The 14,205-nt window shown below is 67.0% G+C and carries 15 protein-coding genes; 13 read left to right on the plus strand and 2 right to left on the minus strand.

The features are described 5' to 3' along the window. Positions 1-83: 83 nt before the first annotated feature. On the minus strand, positions 84-908 hold the full coding sequence (locus tag I8N54_RS08210) for a helix-turn-helix transcriptional regulator (protein ID WP_231592406.1): 825 nt from the start codon (positions 906-908) through the stop codon (positions 84-86). Between the two features lie 104 nt (positions 909-1,012). Further along, positions 1,013-1,885, minus strand: coding sequence for a tRNA (adenosine(37)-N6)-dimethylallyltransferase MiaA (miaA, locus tag I8N54_RS08215; RefSeq protein WP_140193026.1), 873 nt, complete (start codon positions 1,883-1,885; stop codon positions 1,013-1,015). A 110-nt stretch (positions 1,886-1,995) separates the two neighbouring features. Here miaA and pyrH point away from each other — a divergent pair, with 110 nt between their 5' ends. The 13 genes from pyrH to lpxB all read left to right on the plus strand — a co-directional run bounded on the left by pyrH (position 1,996) and on the right by lpxB (position 14,205). Next, positions 1,996-2,718, plus strand: coding sequence for a UMP kinase (gene pyrH, locus I8N54_RS08220; protein ID WP_140193025.1), 723 nt, complete (start codon positions 1,996-1,998; stop codon positions 2,716-2,718). A gap of 232 nt (positions 2,719-2,950) precedes the next feature. Continuing rightward, positions 2,951-3,511, plus strand: a complete 561-nt coding sequence (gene frr, locus I8N54_RS08225; RefSeq protein ID WP_140195540.1) for a ribosome recycling factor — start codon at positions 2,951-2,953, stop codon at positions 3,509-3,511. Positions 3,512-3,589: 78 nt separating this feature from the next. Next, a complete protein-coding gene (uppS, locus tag I8N54_RS08230; RefSeq protein ID WP_140193024.1) occupies positions 3,590-4,318 on the plus strand; it encodes a polyprenyl diphosphate synthase in 729 nt (242 codons plus the stop codon). A gap of 4 nt (positions 4,319-4,322) precedes the next feature. Then, complete coding sequence (locus I8N54_RS08235; protein WP_269434055.1) at positions 4,323-5,123, plus strand: phosphatidate cytidylyltransferase; 801 nt, start codon at positions 4,323-4,325, stop codon at positions 5,121-5,123. Continuing rightward, positions 5,120-6,292, plus strand: a complete 1,173-nt coding sequence (gene dxr / locus I8N54_RS08240; RefSeq protein ID WP_140193023.1) for a 1-deoxy-D-xylulose-5-phosphate reductoisomerase — start codon at positions 5,120-5,122, stop codon at positions 6,290-6,292. Before I8N54_RS08235 ends, dxr begins: the two co-directional genes overlap by 4 nt. A gap of 3 nt (positions 6,293-6,295) precedes the next feature. Further along, the gene (rseP, locus tag I8N54_RS08245) at positions 6,296-7,633 is read left to right on the plus strand and encodes an RIP metalloprotease RseP (RefSeq protein WP_140193022.1); all 1,338 of its coding nucleotides are present in this window, start codon (positions 6,296-6,298) and stop codon (positions 7,631-7,633) included. 85 nt (positions 7,634-7,718) lie between these two features. Then, positions 7,719-7,856 carry a hypothetical protein gene (locus tag I8N54_RS20155; RefSeq protein WP_232790452.1) on the plus strand — a complete coding sequence of 46 codons (138 nt, stop codon included), beginning with the start codon at positions 7,719-7,721 and terminating at the stop codon, positions 7,854-7,856. 127 nt (positions 7,857-7,983) lie between these two features. Beyond that, positions 7,984-10,314, plus strand: a complete 2,331-nt coding sequence (gene bamA, locus I8N54_RS08250; protein ID WP_140193021.1) for an outer membrane protein assembly factor BamA — start codon at positions 7,984-7,986, stop codon at positions 10,312-10,314. Next, complete coding sequence (locus I8N54_RS08255; RefSeq protein WP_140193020.1) at positions 10,314-10,916, plus strand: OmpH family outer membrane protein; 603 nt, start codon at positions 10,314-10,316, stop codon at positions 10,914-10,916. The genes bamA and I8N54_RS08255 overlap by 1 nt, the downstream gene beginning before the upstream one ends. 60 nt (positions 10,917-10,976) lie before the next feature. Beyond that, the gene (gene fabZ, locus I8N54_RS08260) at positions 10,977-11,468 is read left to right on the plus strand and encodes a 3-hydroxyacyl-ACP dehydratase FabZ (protein ID WP_140193019.1); all 492 of its coding nucleotides are present in this window, start codon (positions 10,977-10,979) and stop codon (positions 11,466-11,468) included. Continuing rightward, a complete protein-coding gene (gene lpxA, locus I8N54_RS08265) occupies positions 11,465-12,250 on the plus strand; it encodes an acyl-ACP--UDP-N-acetylglucosamine O-acyltransferase (RefSeq protein WP_140193018.1) in 786 nt (261 codons plus the stop codon). The genes fabZ and lpxA overlap by 4 nt, the downstream gene beginning before the upstream one ends. A 6-nt stretch (positions 12,251-12,256) precedes the next feature. After that, positions 12,257-13,066: an LpxI family protein gene (locus I8N54_RS08270; RefSeq protein ID WP_140193017.1), complete on the plus strand. Its 810-nt coding sequence runs from the start codon at positions 12,257-12,259 to the stop codon at positions 13,064-13,066. After that, the gene (gene lpxB / locus I8N54_RS08275) at positions 13,063-14,205 is read left to right on the plus strand and encodes a lipid-A-disaccharide synthase (RefSeq protein WP_140193016.1); all 1,143 of its coding nucleotides are present in this window, start codon (positions 13,063-13,065) and stop codon (positions 14,203-14,205) included. Before I8N54_RS08270 ends, lpxB begins: the two co-directional genes overlap by 4 nt.

The raw sequence follows: 14,205 nt of genomic DNA on the forward strand, positions 1-14,205 counted from the left end.
TTGATTCGGCACTTCGTGTCACAAAAACGACCTTTGCCTTGTCGTTGAGCGACAGGGTCCAGAATGCGGCAAACGGTCGGGAGTCAGTGGAGCAGGGGCGTCGTGGCCTTGCGGAAAGCGCTCGGCGTCTGGCCGGTCGCGGCCTGAAAGCTGCGGGTGAAATAGGCCGCCGACGAGAAGCCGAGCGCCGTGGCGATGTCCTTCACCGGTGTGCGCGAGCGGTTCAGCATCAGGCGGGCCTCGTAGAGGATCCGGTCGTTCAGCACGGCAAGTGCGGAGCGGTTGCAGGTCACCCTGCAGCATCGCGTGAGGTGGGTCGGCGTCACGCCGAGCGCGGCGGCATATTGCGCCACGCCCCATCCGGAGCGGTACTTGCGTTCGACGAGGTCGGTGTAGGCTGCGACGAGCCGCGCCTGCGTCGTGGCGCGGCGGGCCTCTTCCTCGTGGTGGTCGAGCTGGCGTTCGAACAGGACCGACAGCAGGCCGAGCTGGTAATGCGCCGCGCGGGTATGGGCCGTCTCGCCCGACCGCAGTTCCGCCTCGAGCAAGTCGAACTGGAGCGCCAGCTGCTTCTGCGAGACCACGTCACGAACCCGCAGGTGCACCGGCTCGTCCGGCCATTCCGAGGCCATCGCGGCGGGAATCGTCAGGATCTGCGCGTAGACGGTGTTGCCGACCTCGATGCCGTACATCGTGCCGGCAGGAATGAAGACGAGGTTGTTCGGCCCGTAGCCCGAGGTCAGCCCGGCGATGGTAATCCGCCCCTGTCCCTTGCCGACATAGATCAGGCGCGGGCTCGAGTGGCTGCGCATCGCTTCGGTACGCCAGCGCGTCTGGCCGGTGCCGTGGCTCAGCGCCCGCAGATCAAGGCTGTTGTTCATCTCGTCCCGCATCCCGTCGTCCAGCATCGCATCCCCGTCGCATGTTCGTTTTTCACAAGTTTCGACGGCGGAGGGCTTCGATCAAGCGTGACGATAGCGGTTTTTGTGAAGACCTGTGGATAAGACTGTGGTCAATCTGTGGAGGGGCGGTGGAGCCGTGTCCAATTTCCCATACGGTTCCGAAGCCAGGTCCTCTGACGCTTCGCATATTGCCGTGTTGCGACGACGGCACGGTCGCGCGCGACTTCAGGAAACAGTTCGCCCCGGACAACGCCGATTAATTCAGCAGCGCCGATGGCCTTGGACGAGGCGTGATGCGGCGAGAAGGTCGGCTCCATCCGCTTCGCCTCGTCCATCGCGCCCGAGTCGAGCATGAGGTCGAAGCGCCGCTCGATCCGCCCGGCCAGCCAGTCGCGGTCGGCGTCGACGACAATCGGCGTTGTGCCGGACAGCGGCAGCAGCGGCGGCGGTGTGTCCGCCTGCCAGTCCGCAAGCCCGCGGCCAGTGGCGCGCAGCACTTCCCACGCCCGCTGCACGCGCGCGCGGTTGCGCTGGTCGATGCCGTCCCGGGTTCGCGCATCGAGCGCAGAGAGAAGCCGGTCGAGGGGCAGGCCGTCGCCCTCCGCACGGACGTCCGACGGGGTTGGCGGAATCTCCGCAAGTCCTTCGGTTAGCGCGGTAAAATAGAGCCCGGTGCCACCGACGATGATCGGCCGCTCCCGCCCGTCGAGCAGCGGCGCCACCTCGCGCAGCCAGTCGCCGACGGAGTAGGCGCCATCGAACGGGACATGACCATAGAGATGATGCGGCACGCGCGCCTCGTCCTCGGGCGAGGGGCGGGCCGTCAGGATGCGCCAGCCGTCGAACACCTGAAGCGCGTCGGCATTGACGATCACGCCGCCCTGCGTCTCGGCGATCTCGAGCGCGAGCGATGATTTCCCGCTCGCCGTCGGCCCGGCGATCAGGACGGGCCGATCCGCTGCAACCGGAACGGGCAGTTTCATGCCGCAGTGCGGAAAAGTTTGCTGGTGCCGGTCAAAACCCGCCTCCGCGCCATTGTAAGGAGCTTCCTTTTGAGACATTTTGCCGGCGGCTGCAAAGAGGAGCGACCCCCATGAGCGACACTGGAAACTCGTTGTTCAAGAGGGTTCTTCTGAAGATCTCCGGCGAGGCCCTGATGGGCGACCAGGGATACGGCCTGCACCCGCCGACCGTCGCACGTATCGCCCGAGAGGTAAAAAGCGTCAGCGACATGGGCGTCGAGGTCTGCATGGTGATCGGCGGGGGCAACATCTTCCGCGGCCTCGCAGGTTCCGCGCAGGGGATGGAGCGGACGACCGCCGACTACATGGGGATGCTCGCGACAGTGATGAACGCGCTGGCGATGCAGTCCGCGCTGGAAGAGCTCGGCATCTTCACCCGCGTGATCTCCGCCATCCGGATGGACGAGGTGGCCGAGCCCTACATCCGCCGCCGCGCGGTGCGTCACCTCGAGAAGGGCCGCGTCTGCATCTTCGCCGCCGGCACGGGCAACCCGTATTTCACAACGGACACCGCCGCGACGCTGCGCGCCAACGAGATGGCCTGCGAGGCGATCTTTAAGGGCACCAAGGTCGACGGGGTTTACGACAAGGACCCCAAGAAGTTCCCCGATGCCAAGCGCTACGAGACGGTGAGCTACGACGAGTGCCTGCAGAAGCACCTCGGCGTCATGGATGCGTCCGCCATCGCACTGGCCCGCGACAACGACCTGCCGATCATCGTCTTCTCGCTGGATGAGCCGGGCGGCTTCCGCACGATCCTGGCCGGGCAGGGGACCTACACCCGCGTCGGCTGACCGGGCCTCACTGTCGCCATTGGGGTGCCGCGAGGGACCCGACTTATCCGCCATCTGACCGGACTGCGGCGCCCCGGCGGGAACGGCGGCATTAGTTTTCGTGCAACGCCCTGCGGAAGCTCTGCAGGAGCCCGCGCCCCGTCGCCCTATACAGCGCCGTAAAGGCAAGATATATGGAGGCCGACGCGTAGCAGGCACTACGCACATGACGCGAACCAAAGCAAAGAACTTCATGTCCGACGACTTTATTCTCGATACCGACGACCTTGGCCGCCGCATGGACGGCGCGATGGCGAACCTTCGTACGGAGTTCGCCTCCCTGCGCACCGGGCGGGCCTCGGCCTCCATGCTGGAGCCGATCCAGGTCGAAGCCTACGGGCAGATGACCCCGATCAACCAGGTCGGCACCGTGAACGTGCCCGAGCCGCGAATGGTCACCGTCAACGTCTGGGACAAGGGCCTCGTCAACAAGGTCGAGAAGGCGATCCGCGAAAGCGGTCTCGGCATCAATCCGCAGATGAACGGCACGATCATCATGCTGCCGATCCCCGAACTGAACGAAGAGCGCCGTCGCGAGTTGACGAAGGTGGCCGGTGATTACGCCGAGCGGGCCCGCGTCGCGGTACGCAACGTGCGCCGGGACGGCATGGACCAGATCAAGCGCGCCAAGGATCAGATGTCCGAGGACGACCAGAAGCTCTGGGAGACCGAGGTTCAGGAGATGACCGACAAGTACATCAAGATGGTGGACGAGTCGCTCGAGACGAAGCAGGCGGAGATCATGCAGGTCTGACCGCCGACCGGACGGACGAACGCAGGGGTCGGAGACCAGTGAAGCGGCCGTCTTGTGCCGCGAAGGAGTAGGCCAGTTATGGCGAAGGACACGATCACTCTCCCCGAGGGCCCGCGCCACGTCGCCGTCATCATGGACGGAAACGGTCGCTGGGCGCAGCAGCGCGGCAAACCCCGGCTGTTCGGTCACCATGCCGGCGCGAAACGCGTCCGAGAGATCGTCGAGGCTTGCCCCGACATCGGCGTCAAGTACCTGACCATCTTCGCTTTCTCGACCGAGAACTGGCGTCGCACCCAGACGGAAGTCGCCGGCCTGATGGGCCTGTTCCGACGCTATATCCAGCGCGAGGCCCGGGACCTGCTCCGCCGCGGCGTTCGCGTCCGGTTCATCGGCGACCGAATGAAGCTCGACGACAAGCTCGTTCAGCTGATGGACGACCTCGAACTGCTGACCGCCGACAACGACCGCGTCCACCTGACGATCGCCCTGAACTACGGCGGTCGTGACGAGGTGACCCGCGCCGCGCAGCGCCTCGCCGTCGAGATCGAACAGGGCCGCCTGAGCCACAATGACGTGGATGCCGAGACGCTCGGCCGATTCCTCGACACCCGGTTCCTGCCGGACCCCGACCTCGTGATCCGCACCAGCGGCGAGGCCCGGATCTCCAACTTCCTGCTCTGGCAGTCCGCCTACGCCGAGTACGAGTTCATCGACACGCTCTGGCCCGACTTCACGGACAAAGAGTTCACCCGCATCGTGACCAATTTCGCAGCGCGCGACCGCCGGTTCGGTGCCGTCAAGGCCTGAGCAATTGCCCGCCGGCGAACCTTCCGACCGCTGGTCCGACCTCCGGACACGGCTTGTCTCGGGCTCGGGGATGGTGCTGCTCGGCGCCGCCTCGATCTGGGTGGGCGGCGTGTGGTTCCAGATGCTCGCCGTCTTCGCCGTCGCGGTGATGGTGTGGGAGCTCTGGGGCATGATCCACCCGGACCGCCCGACCGACGGGATGTTGCTTGCCGCGCTCGTCGCCTCCGTCCTCTCCGGCTCTCTGATGGTCGACCGGAGCTGGTTCCTCGCCCTCCTGTTCATTGCTCCGATCATCGGCGGGTTCGCCGCCAAGCGGGAGCAGCTGACGTTCTTCGCCTTCGCCCTGGTGATCCAGATCGCGGGCTGGGGGCTCGTGACCTTTCGGCTCGACTACGGGGTGACCTGGCTTTTCTGGCTGATCATGGTGGTCGTGGTCACCGACGTCGCCGGCTACTTCGCAGGTAAGCTGATCGGTGGCCCGAAGTTCTGGCCGAAGGTCTCGCCCAAGAAGACGTGGAGCGGCACGGTCGCCGGCTGGCTCGGGGCCGGGCTCGTCGGCTGGGCCTTCGCAATTGCCACGCAGGCGGGGTGGGAGCTGGTTCCGGTGTCCATGCTGCTCAGCCTTTCCGGCCAGATCGGCGACATCTCCGAAAGCGCGCTGAAACGGCGGATGCGGGTCAAGGATTCCTCGACCCTGATCCCTGGTCACGGCGGTCTGTTCGACCGCTTCGACGCGCTGCTCGGCGCGTCGATCTTCATGCTCTTCACTGCCGCCGTGCTGGATATCCAGGGCCTGTCCTTTTGAAACGCGTGAGCATTCTCGGCGCGACAGGCTCCATCGGGCAGAACACGGTGAGCCTGATCGCCGCGGACCCCGACGCCTATGACGTCGTCGCCCTCACAGGTGGGCGCAATATCGATCAGCTCGCCGCCGATGCGATCCGGCTGAGGGCCGACGTGGCCGTGACCTGCTACGATGACCTGCTCGACGACCTCCGCGCGCGGCTCGAGGGGAGTGGAGTCGAGGCCGCAGCCGGGGATGCCGCGATGGCCGAGGCCGGGGCGCGGCCGGCGGACTGGGTGATGTCGGCGATCGTCGGGGCGGCGGGCCTCGTGCCCGGACTCGCAGCGATCCGGCAGGGGGCCGTTCTCGCCCTCGCCAACAAGGAAACGCTGGTCTGCGCCGGCCCGCTTGTGATGCGCGAAGTGGCGCAGCACGGCGCGACTCTGCTGCCGGTCGACAGCGAACATTCCGCCGTCTTCCAGGCACTCGTGGGCGAAGACATGGCGGCCGTCGAGCGCGTCATCATCACCGCCAGCGGCGGGGCCTTCCGGGACTGGCCACTCGAACGGCTCGTCACCGCGACGGTCGAAGAGGCGAGCGCCCATCCGAACTGGGACATGGGCCAGAGGATCACGATCGACAGCGCCTCCATGTTCAACAAGGGCCTCGAACTCATCGAAACGAAAGAGTTTTTCGGGCTGGACCCCGACCGTATCGAAGTGCTGGTCCATCCCGAAAGCCTGATCCACGCGCTGGTCGGCTTCACCGACGGAGCGCTGATGGCGCATCTCGGCCCGCCGGACATGCGCCATGCCATCGGCTACGCTCTGAATCACCCGCAGCGTGCACCGCTGCCGGTGGAGCGTCTGGACCTCGGCCGGATCGGCCAGCTCAACTTTCGGCCGCCCGACAGCGAGCGCTACCCGGCGCTGCGCCTCGCGCGTGGCGTGATGGAAGCGGGCGGTCTGACCGGCGCGATCTTCAACGCGGCGAAGGAAGTCGCGCTCGACGCCTTCATCGCGGGGCGGATCGGCTTCCTCGACATGGCGCATGCCGTCGAGGACACGCTGACGGCAATGTCATCCGACGCGAGCCTTCAAATGGACACCTTCGATCTCGATATGGTGCTGGACACGGATCAACGATCCCGCGTCCGCACCGACGAGATCATCAGCAGCATGGATCGGTAAGCATTGGATTTGTCGCAACTCGTCCCGCAATTCGGCGGGATCGCCTTCACCATCGTCGCCTTCGTCGTCGCGCTGTCGATCATCGTCGCCATCCATGAATACGGCCACTACATCGTCGGCCGCTGGTCGGGCATCCATGCCGAGGTCTTCTCGCTCGGATTCGGGCCGGTCCTGTTCAGCCGGGTCGACAGTCGCGGCACGCGCTGGCAGGTCGCCGCGTTGCCGTTCGGCGGCTACGTGAAATTCCTGGGCGATTCGAATGCCTCGAGCGTCGGGTCGGACGTTTCCGGACTGTCGGAGACGGAGAAGCGGCGCACCATGCTCGGCGCACCGCTCTGGGCGCGGGCGGCCACGGTCGCGGCGGGCCCGGTCTTCAACTTCGTTCTGTCCTTCCTGATCTTCGCCGCCGTCATCCTGTTCCAGGGGCAGGCGTCGGATCCGCTGACCGTATCGGACGTCCGCGACTTGCCTGATGGCTACGTGCAGGAGCTTCAGCCGGGGGACGAGATCCTCGCCATCGCCGGCCTCGACGCGCCGGCGCTGGCGGAATTCGATGCCTTCCTTCAGGAGCTCCCCGACGAGCGCGTCCTCGACTACCGCGTGCTGCGCGACGGCAACGAAGTGACAGTGCAGGGGCCCTATCCCTATCCGCCCACGGTCGAGGGGCTGAGCCCGCAATCCGCCGCGATGGATGTCGATTTGCGGATCGGCGACGTGCTTCTGTCGATCGACGGAGAAGAGCTCTGGACCTTCGAGGACCTGCGCGACGTGGTCTCGAACTCGGAAGGGCGCGCGCTGGCCGTCGAGGTTTGGCGGGACGGCGACGTGCTCGACTTCACGCTCGTGCCGCGCAGCGTCGATCTGCCCTCCGCCGACGGCGGCTTCGAGACGCGCTACCTAATCGGCGTCACCGGCGGTCTGTTCTTCGAGCCGGAGACCGAAAGCCCGGGCGTCTTCTCCGCGCTCGGCTATGGCATCATGCAGGTCTGGACGATCATCGTCACCTCGCTCGACGGTCTGTGGCACATGATCACCGGCGCAATCTCGACCTGTAACCTGAGCGGCCCGGTCGGCATCGCCGAAACCAGCGGCGCGATGGCGAGCCAGGGGGCGTCCAACTTCATCTGGTTCGTGGCGGTATTGTCGACGGCGGTGGGGATGCTCAACCTGTTCCCGGTTCCGGTGCTCGACGGCGGACACCTCGTCTTCCACGCCTACGAAGCGGTCGCCGGCCGCCCGCCGAGCGACGGCGCGCTGCGGGTGCTGATGGCGGCTGGCCTGTCCATCCTGCTGACGCTGATGCTGTTCGCGCTGGCCAACGACCTCTTCCTCTGCCCCTGAAACTCCGTTGCCGGAACACCTTTCCGCCACATTGTGATGGGAAATACCGGGGACTAAAAATTTTCAGGGCAGGAAGGTCTAGGAAATGCAGGCGCTCACGCAAGGTTACAATGGCGTATCGCTTCTGGTGAATCTGAACTGGGACCGTCTCCTCTACGGGGCGACGATCGCCGGTGCATTGTGGGCCGGGGCCTTCATAGGCTCGCTTCACACGGCACTCTGACGCCGTCCGACCTTCCCTCATCCGACCTAGCTCACGCGCCCCGATCCGGGGCGCGTTCTCGTTTTGACAAGACCCCCTGATCCCGATACCAGAGTTCAGCACTGGGATGTCTGCACGGACGGGACTTATGACTAAAAGCCGAAGCCACGCCGCCGCGTGGCCCATCGAACCGTCGGCGCTCTTCGCCGCAGCGCTGATGATCTTCAGCATCTTGGCGCTACCGGCCTTTTCCCAAACCTACAGTTTCAACTCGGTCACGATCGAGGGGAACGACCGGATCGAGGACGGCACCATCCTGTCCTACGCCGGCATCGCCCGCGGGCAGGCCGTCAGCGCCGCACAGCTCAACGACGCGACCCAGCAGGTGCGCGGCTCGGGCCTGTTCGAGACGGTCGAACTGGTGCCGCAGGGCAGCAACCTGCTGATCCGCGTGTCGGAATATCCCACGATCAACATCATCAACTTCGAGGGCAACGCCCGCCTCAACGACGACGTCCTGCGCAGCGTCGTCGCCTCTCAGGAGCGTCGCGTCTACAGCCCCGCCACGGCGGAGCGTGACGTCGCCGCGATCAGCCAGGCCTACGCCGATGCGGGCCGCGTCAGCGCGATCGTGCGGCCCTCGCTGATCCGCCGGGAGGGCGACCGCGTCGACCTCGTCTTCGAAGTGTTCGAGGGTGGCCTTGCCGAGGTCGAGCGTATCTCTTTCGTCGGCAACCGCGACTTCGGCGACCGCCGTCTGCGCGGCGTGCTCGAGACGAAGCAGGCCGGCGCGCTGCGCCTGCTGATCCAGCGCGACACGTTCTCGCCCGACCGGCTCGATTTCGACAAGCAGGTGCTGACCGACTTCTACAACTCGCGCGGCTATCCCGACTTCGTCGTCAACGACGTCGACGTGCAGCTGACCCGCGAGCGGGACGCCTACCTCATCACCTACAACGTGCAGGAAGGGCGCCGCTTCCGCATCGGCGGCGTCGGCCTGTCCAGCCAGATCCCTGAGGCCAATGCCGAGGAATTCCGCCGCGCCCTGCGCCTGCGCACCGGCAGCGTCTACTCGCCGGTCGGGATCGAAAACGACATCGCCCGGATCGAGAATCTCGCCATCCGCAAGGGTCTGTCCTTCGTCCGCGTCGAGCCGCAGATCACCCGCAACGACCGCGAGGGCACGCTGGACGTGAACTACGTGCTGGTCCCGGGCGAGCGTATCTTCGTCGAGCGGATCGACATCGAGGGCAACACGACCACGCTCGACCGCGTGATCCGCACCCAGTTCCGGACGGTCGAAGGCGACCCGTTCAACCCGCGCATGATCCGCCAGAGCGCGGAGCGCATCCGCGCGCTCGGCTACTTCGCCGACGCCAGCGTCAATGCGCGCGAAGGCTCCACCCCCGATCAGGTCGTCATCGACGTCGATGTCGAGGAACAGCCGACCGGCTCGCTTTCCTTCGGGGCGAACTACAACAGCGACAACGGCGTCTCGCTCGTCGCCAGCTTCCGGGAGCGGAACTTCCTCGGACGTGGCCAGCAGCTCGACTTCCAGATCTCCACCGGGGAATCCAATCGCAACTTCTCGTTCGACTTCGCGGAGCCGTTCTTCCTCGGCCGTGACCTGCGGTTCGGCATCGACCTGAACTATCGCACGACCGACAACCAGAACGCGCTCTACGATACCGAGCGGGTGAGGGTCAGCCCGAGCCTGTCCTTCCCGGTCAGCGAGAACGGCCGCCTGCAGGTGTACTACGCCTTCAACTGGACCGACATCACCGACGTGGCCGGCGACCGCACCGACCCGCCGGAGGACCGTGCCAGCCTCGTGATCTTCGAAGAGGCCGACCGCGGAGCCGTCGGCACGCAGTCGCTCGGCTTCGGCTACAGCTGGGACAGCCGCCGCAACGGTATCGACCCGACCACCGGCTACGTGCTGCGCTTCGGGCAGGAATACGGGATCGGCGACAACGAGTTCGTCCGCACCACCGCGCTCGCCGCCGCAGAGACCAAGGTCTGGTCCGAGGAACTCACCCTGCGCGCAACCGTCGAAGGCGGGGCGCTGCATTACAACACCGGCAGCAGCCGCGTGACCGACCGCTACTTCCTCGGCAGCAGCCTGATGCGCGGCTTCGAGCCGGGCGGCATCGGCCCGCGTGACGCCGACACCGACGACGCGCTTGGCGGCAACTACTTCGCCGTCGCGCGGCTGGAGGCGGAGTTCCCGCTCGGTCTGCCGGAGGAATACGGCATCACCGGCGGTCTGTTCCTCGACCACGGCTCCGTCTGGGACGTGGGCGACGAGCACGGCGCGACCGTTCTCTACAACGAGTTCGACACCCGCACCGTCGCCGGCGTTTCGGTCTTCTGGACCACGCCGATCGGTCCGCTGCGCTTCAACTTCAGCGAGCCGCTCGACATCCGTGAACGGGACGAGCCGAACAACTTCGACGTCACGATCTCGACCAGCTTCTGATGCGGCTGGTCGCGACGCTCGCGGTCGCGCTGCTGCTCGCCACCGGCGCGGCGGCGCAGGACGACGATCCGATCATCACGGTCGAACCGCCGGTGCAGCAGCCCGAGCCGGGGCAGGGCTCGGTGGTGCGCAGTCCCGTACTGACAATCGACCCGGAACAGATGTTCAGCCAGTCGCTCTACGGGCAGCGCATGGCGGACGAGCTGCAGGCCGAGACGGAGGCGCTCGCCGCCGAGAACCGCCGCATCACCGAAGAGCTCGAGACGGAAGAGCGCGCCCTGACGGAGCGCCGCCGCACCATGTCTCCCGAGGATTTCCGCGCCGAGGCCGAGGCCTTCGATGAACGCGTGCAGGAAATCCGCCGCACGCAGGATGCCAAGGAACGCGCCCTCGGCCAGACCCTGCAGGAGGGGCAGGACCAGTTCCTGCTCGCCATCCGCCCGCTGCTCGGCCAGCTGATGGCGGCGCGCGGGGCTGCGGTGATCCTCGACCGGCGCGACGTCATCCTCGGTGTCGGGGCCATCGACGTCACCGCCGAGGCGGTCCAGCTCATCGACTCAGAGCTCGGCACCGGCGAAGAGGCGCCAGTCGCGGAGGAGTGACCCGGCTTGCCCCGCTCCCGGGGGGTTGCTAACCAAGCGAACGACACTCGAGGAGCGACCATGACCGACGAAACCGCCGCCGCCGACGCAGCATCGACGCCGACCGAGGCCGACATCCTCCTGATCCAGTCGATCCTGCCGCACCGCTACCCGTTCCTGCTGGTGGACCGGGTGATCGACATCGACGGCATCAAGACCGCTCGCGGGATCAAGAACGTCTCGATGAACGAGCCCCATTTCCAGGGTCACTTCCCCGGCAACCCGATCATGCCCGGCGTCACCATCGTCGAGGCGATGGCCCAGACGGCCGCCGTCATGGTCGGCACCACCATGGGACTGACTGACGGCAACCTGTCGATCTATTTCATGGGCATCGACGCCTGCAAGTTCCGCCGCAAGGTGGTGCCGGGCGATCAGCTCCTCATGGACGTCACCACGACCCGCGGCCGCCCCGGCGGCAAGGTCTGGAAGTTCAGCGCCAAGGCGACCGTCGACGGTGAGATGGCGGCCGAGGCCGAGTTCACCGCGATGATGGAGCTGCCCGCCGCATGAGCGACATCCATCCGAGCGCGGTCATCGAGGACGGGGCGGAGATCGCCGCCGGCGTGAAGATCGGCCCCTTCTGCCATATCGGCCCGAAGGTGCGGCTTGCCACCGGTGTCGTGCTGCAGAGCCATGTCGTCGTCACCGGCGCCACCGAGATCGGTGAGGACACGGAGGTCTTTCCGTTCTCCGTCCTCGGCGCGATCCCGCAGGATCTGAAGTACGGCGGCGAGGAAACGAAGCTCGTCATCGGCAAGCGCAACCGCATCCGCGAGCATGTGACGATGAACGCCGGCACCGGCCACGGCGGTGGTCAGACGACCGTCGGCGACGACGGGCTGTTCATGGCCGGGTCGCACATCGCGCACGATTGCCGGATCGGCGACCGGGTCATCATCGTGAACCAGTCCGCCATCGCCGGGCATTGCGTGATCGAGGACGACGTGATCGTCGGCGGCCTCTGCGGCGTCCACCAGTGGGTGCGGATCGGCCACGGCGCGATCATCGGCGCGGTCACCATGGTGACCAAGGACGTGGTGCCCTTCGGCCTCGTCCAGGGTCCGCGCGGCGTGCTCGACGGGCTGAACCTCGTCGGGCTCAAGCGCAAGGGCGTCGCCCGCGAGGACGTCACCGCGCTGCGCGCCGCCTTCCAGACGCTGAAGGACGGCGAGGGGACCTTCGCCGACCGCGCCCGCCGCCTGCAGGCGGAGACGAAATCTTCCTACGTGCAGGAGATGGTCGGCTTCGTGCTCGGCGATACCGACCGCTCCTTCCTGACACCGGGGGGCTAGGCCGGGATGCTCGCACTCATAGCCGGGACGGGTGCTCTGCCGGGTCTGATCTGCGAGAGATTGCGGATCGAGGGGCAGAAACCGCTGGTCTGCGAGATGCGCGGCTTCACGCCCGACCTGCCCGAAGATCTGCCGCGCCTGCCGTTCCGGCTGGAGACGTTCGGCACGCTGCTCGCCACGCTCAAGGGTTATGGCGTCACGCGGGTCTGCATGGCCGGCGCCGTCCGCCGCCCGCCGGTAGAGCCCGACGCCATCGACGAGGCGACGCAGCCGCTGGTGCCGCGCCTGAAGGCGGCGCTGGCGCGCGGCGACGACGGCACCCTGCGCGAGTTCGTCGCGATATTCGAAGAGGCACGCATCGAAGTGGTCGGCGCGCACGAGATCGTCCCCGAGTTGCTGCCCCCCGCCGGCCTCTACGCCGGGGAGACGCTGACCTCCGGCATCCGCGCCGACGCGGAACTTGGCGAAGGCGTCGTGCGCACACTCGGCGAAGCCGACCTCGGGCAGGCCTGTGCGGTGCGCAACGGTCGCGTGCTGGCGCAGGAGGGGCCGGAGGGGACGGCGGCGATGCTCGCCTCCCTCTCGCTGTCGCCCGAACCGGGTGGCCTGCTCTTCAAGGCGCCGAAACCGGGGCAAGAGCGCCGGGTCGATCTGCCAGCCATCGGGCCCTACACCGTGACCTCCGTCGCGGAGGCGGGCCTCACCGGCATCGTGCTGGCCGCCGGCGGTGTCATGGTGATCGGTCTCGAGGAAGTGGTCCGCCGCTGCAACGAGCGCGGCATCCTCTTCTGGATCCGGGCCGCGGGCGAGTCATGAGGGTGTTCCTCGTCGCGGGGGAGCCGTCCGGCGACCGCCTCGGCGGGGCCCTGATGGAGGGGCTACGACAGCTCGTGCCCAACGTCACCTTCGACGGCATCGGCGGCTACCGCATGGAGCAGGCGGGTCTGTCCTCGCGCTTTCCGATGGAAGAGCTGTCGGTGATGGGTATCGCCGAGATCCTGCCGAAGTACTTCGACCTCAAACGCCGCATCGCCGAGACGGCACAGGCCGTCATCGACACGACGCCGGACGTGCTGATCACCATCGACAGCCCCGACTTCTCGCTGCGGGTGGCAAAGCTGGTGAAGGCAGGGTCGGACATTCGCACGGTTCACTATGTCTCGCCCACCGTCTGGGCCTGGCGACCGGGCCGGGCGAAGAAGATGGCGCGGATGATCGACCAGGTCCTCGCGCTCTTTCCATTCGAGCCACCCTACATGGAGGCGGAGGGCATCCGCTGCGACTTCGTCGGCCATCCCGTGACGACCGAGCCAGTGGCGACCGACGCCGAGGCCGAGGCGTTCCGTGCCGCGCACGGCATCGGGGCTGCGCCGCTGGTCCTCGCGCTGCCCGGTTCCCGCAAGGGAGAGATCGAACGCCTCGCCGACCGGTTCGGAGAAACGTTGTCCCGCGTCGTTGCCGCGCGACCCGATGCACGGATCGTCCTGCCCTGTGCCGCACCGGTCGCCGCGCTGGTGCGCGAGAAGGCCGCCAGCTGGCCCGGACAACCGATCCTCATCGACCCTGCCGAGGATGGCGATGGCTGCCGGAAGCGCGCCGCGTTCCGCGCCGCCAACGTGGCGCTCGCCGCATCGGGCACCGTGTCACTGGAACTCGCGGCCGCTGCGACGCCGATGGTCATCGCCTACGACATGAGCCCGCTGTCCCGCGCCATCATCTCGCGCATGTTGCGCGTCGATACGGTGACGCTGGTGAACCTCGTCGCCGAAAGCCGGACCGTGCCCGAATTCATCGGCAAGGACTGCGACCCCGCCCGGATCGCGCCTGCGCTGCTCGCCACGCTCGACGATCCCGGCCCCCAGCAGGAGGCCATGGCGCTGACGATGGAGCGGCTGGGGCAGGGTGGAGAGCCGCCGGGCCTTCGTGCCGCCCGCGCGGTGCTCGACGGGCTCTGA

It is taken from the genome of Pelagovum pacificum (assembly GCF_016134045.1).
Lineage (GTDB): Bacteria > Pseudomonadota > Alphaproteobacteria > Rhodobacterales > Rhodobacteraceae > Oceanicola > Oceanicola pacificus_A.

Bases quoted from the DNA above. Each gene is read 5' to 3' on its own strand.
- frr (WP_140195540.1), top strand. From the start codon at position 2,951: ATGTCCGACGACTTTATTCTCGATACCGACGACCTTGGCCGCCGCATG.
- lpxB (WP_140193016.1), top strand. From the start codon at position 13,063: ATGAGGGTGTTCCTCGTCGCGGGGGAGCCGTCCGGCGACCGCCTCGGC.
- I8N54_RS08270 (WP_140193017.1), top strand. From the start codon at position 12,257: ATGCTCGCACTCATAGCCGGGACGGGTGCTCTGCCGGGTCTGATCTGC.
- I8N54_RS20155 (WP_232790452.1), top strand. From the start codon at position 7,719: ATGCAGGCGCTCACGCAAGGTTACAATGGCGTATCGCTTCTGGTGAAT.
- fabZ (WP_140193019.1), top strand. From the start codon at position 10,977: ATGACCGACGAAACCGCCGCCGCCGACGCAGCATCGACGCCGACCGAG.
- lpxA (WP_140193018.1), top strand. From the start codon at position 11,465: ATGAGCGACATCCATCCGAGCGCGGTCATCGAGGACGGGGCGGAGATC.
- I8N54_RS08255 (WP_140193020.1), top strand. From the start codon at position 10,314: ATGCGGCTGGTCGCGACGCTCGCGGTCGCGCTGCTGCTCGCCACCGGC.
- miaA (WP_140193026.1), bottom strand. From the start codon at position 1,885: ATGAAACTGCCCGTTCCGGTTGCAGCGGATCGGCCCGTCCTGATCGCC.
- I8N54_RS08210 (WP_231592406.1), bottom strand. From the start codon at position 908: ATGCTGGACGACGGGATGCGGGACGAGATGAACAACAGCCTTGATCTG.
- bamA (WP_140193021.1), top strand. From the start codon at position 7,984: ATGACTAAAAGCCGAAGCCACGCCGCCGCGTGGCCCATCGAACCGTCG.
- uppS (WP_140193024.1), top strand. From the start codon at position 3,590: ATGGCGAAGGACACGATCACTCTCCCCGAGGGCCCGCGCCACGTCGCC.
- pyrH (WP_140193025.1), top strand. From the start codon at position 1,996: ATGAGCGACACTGGAAACTCGTTGTTCAAGAGGGTTCTTCTGAAGATC.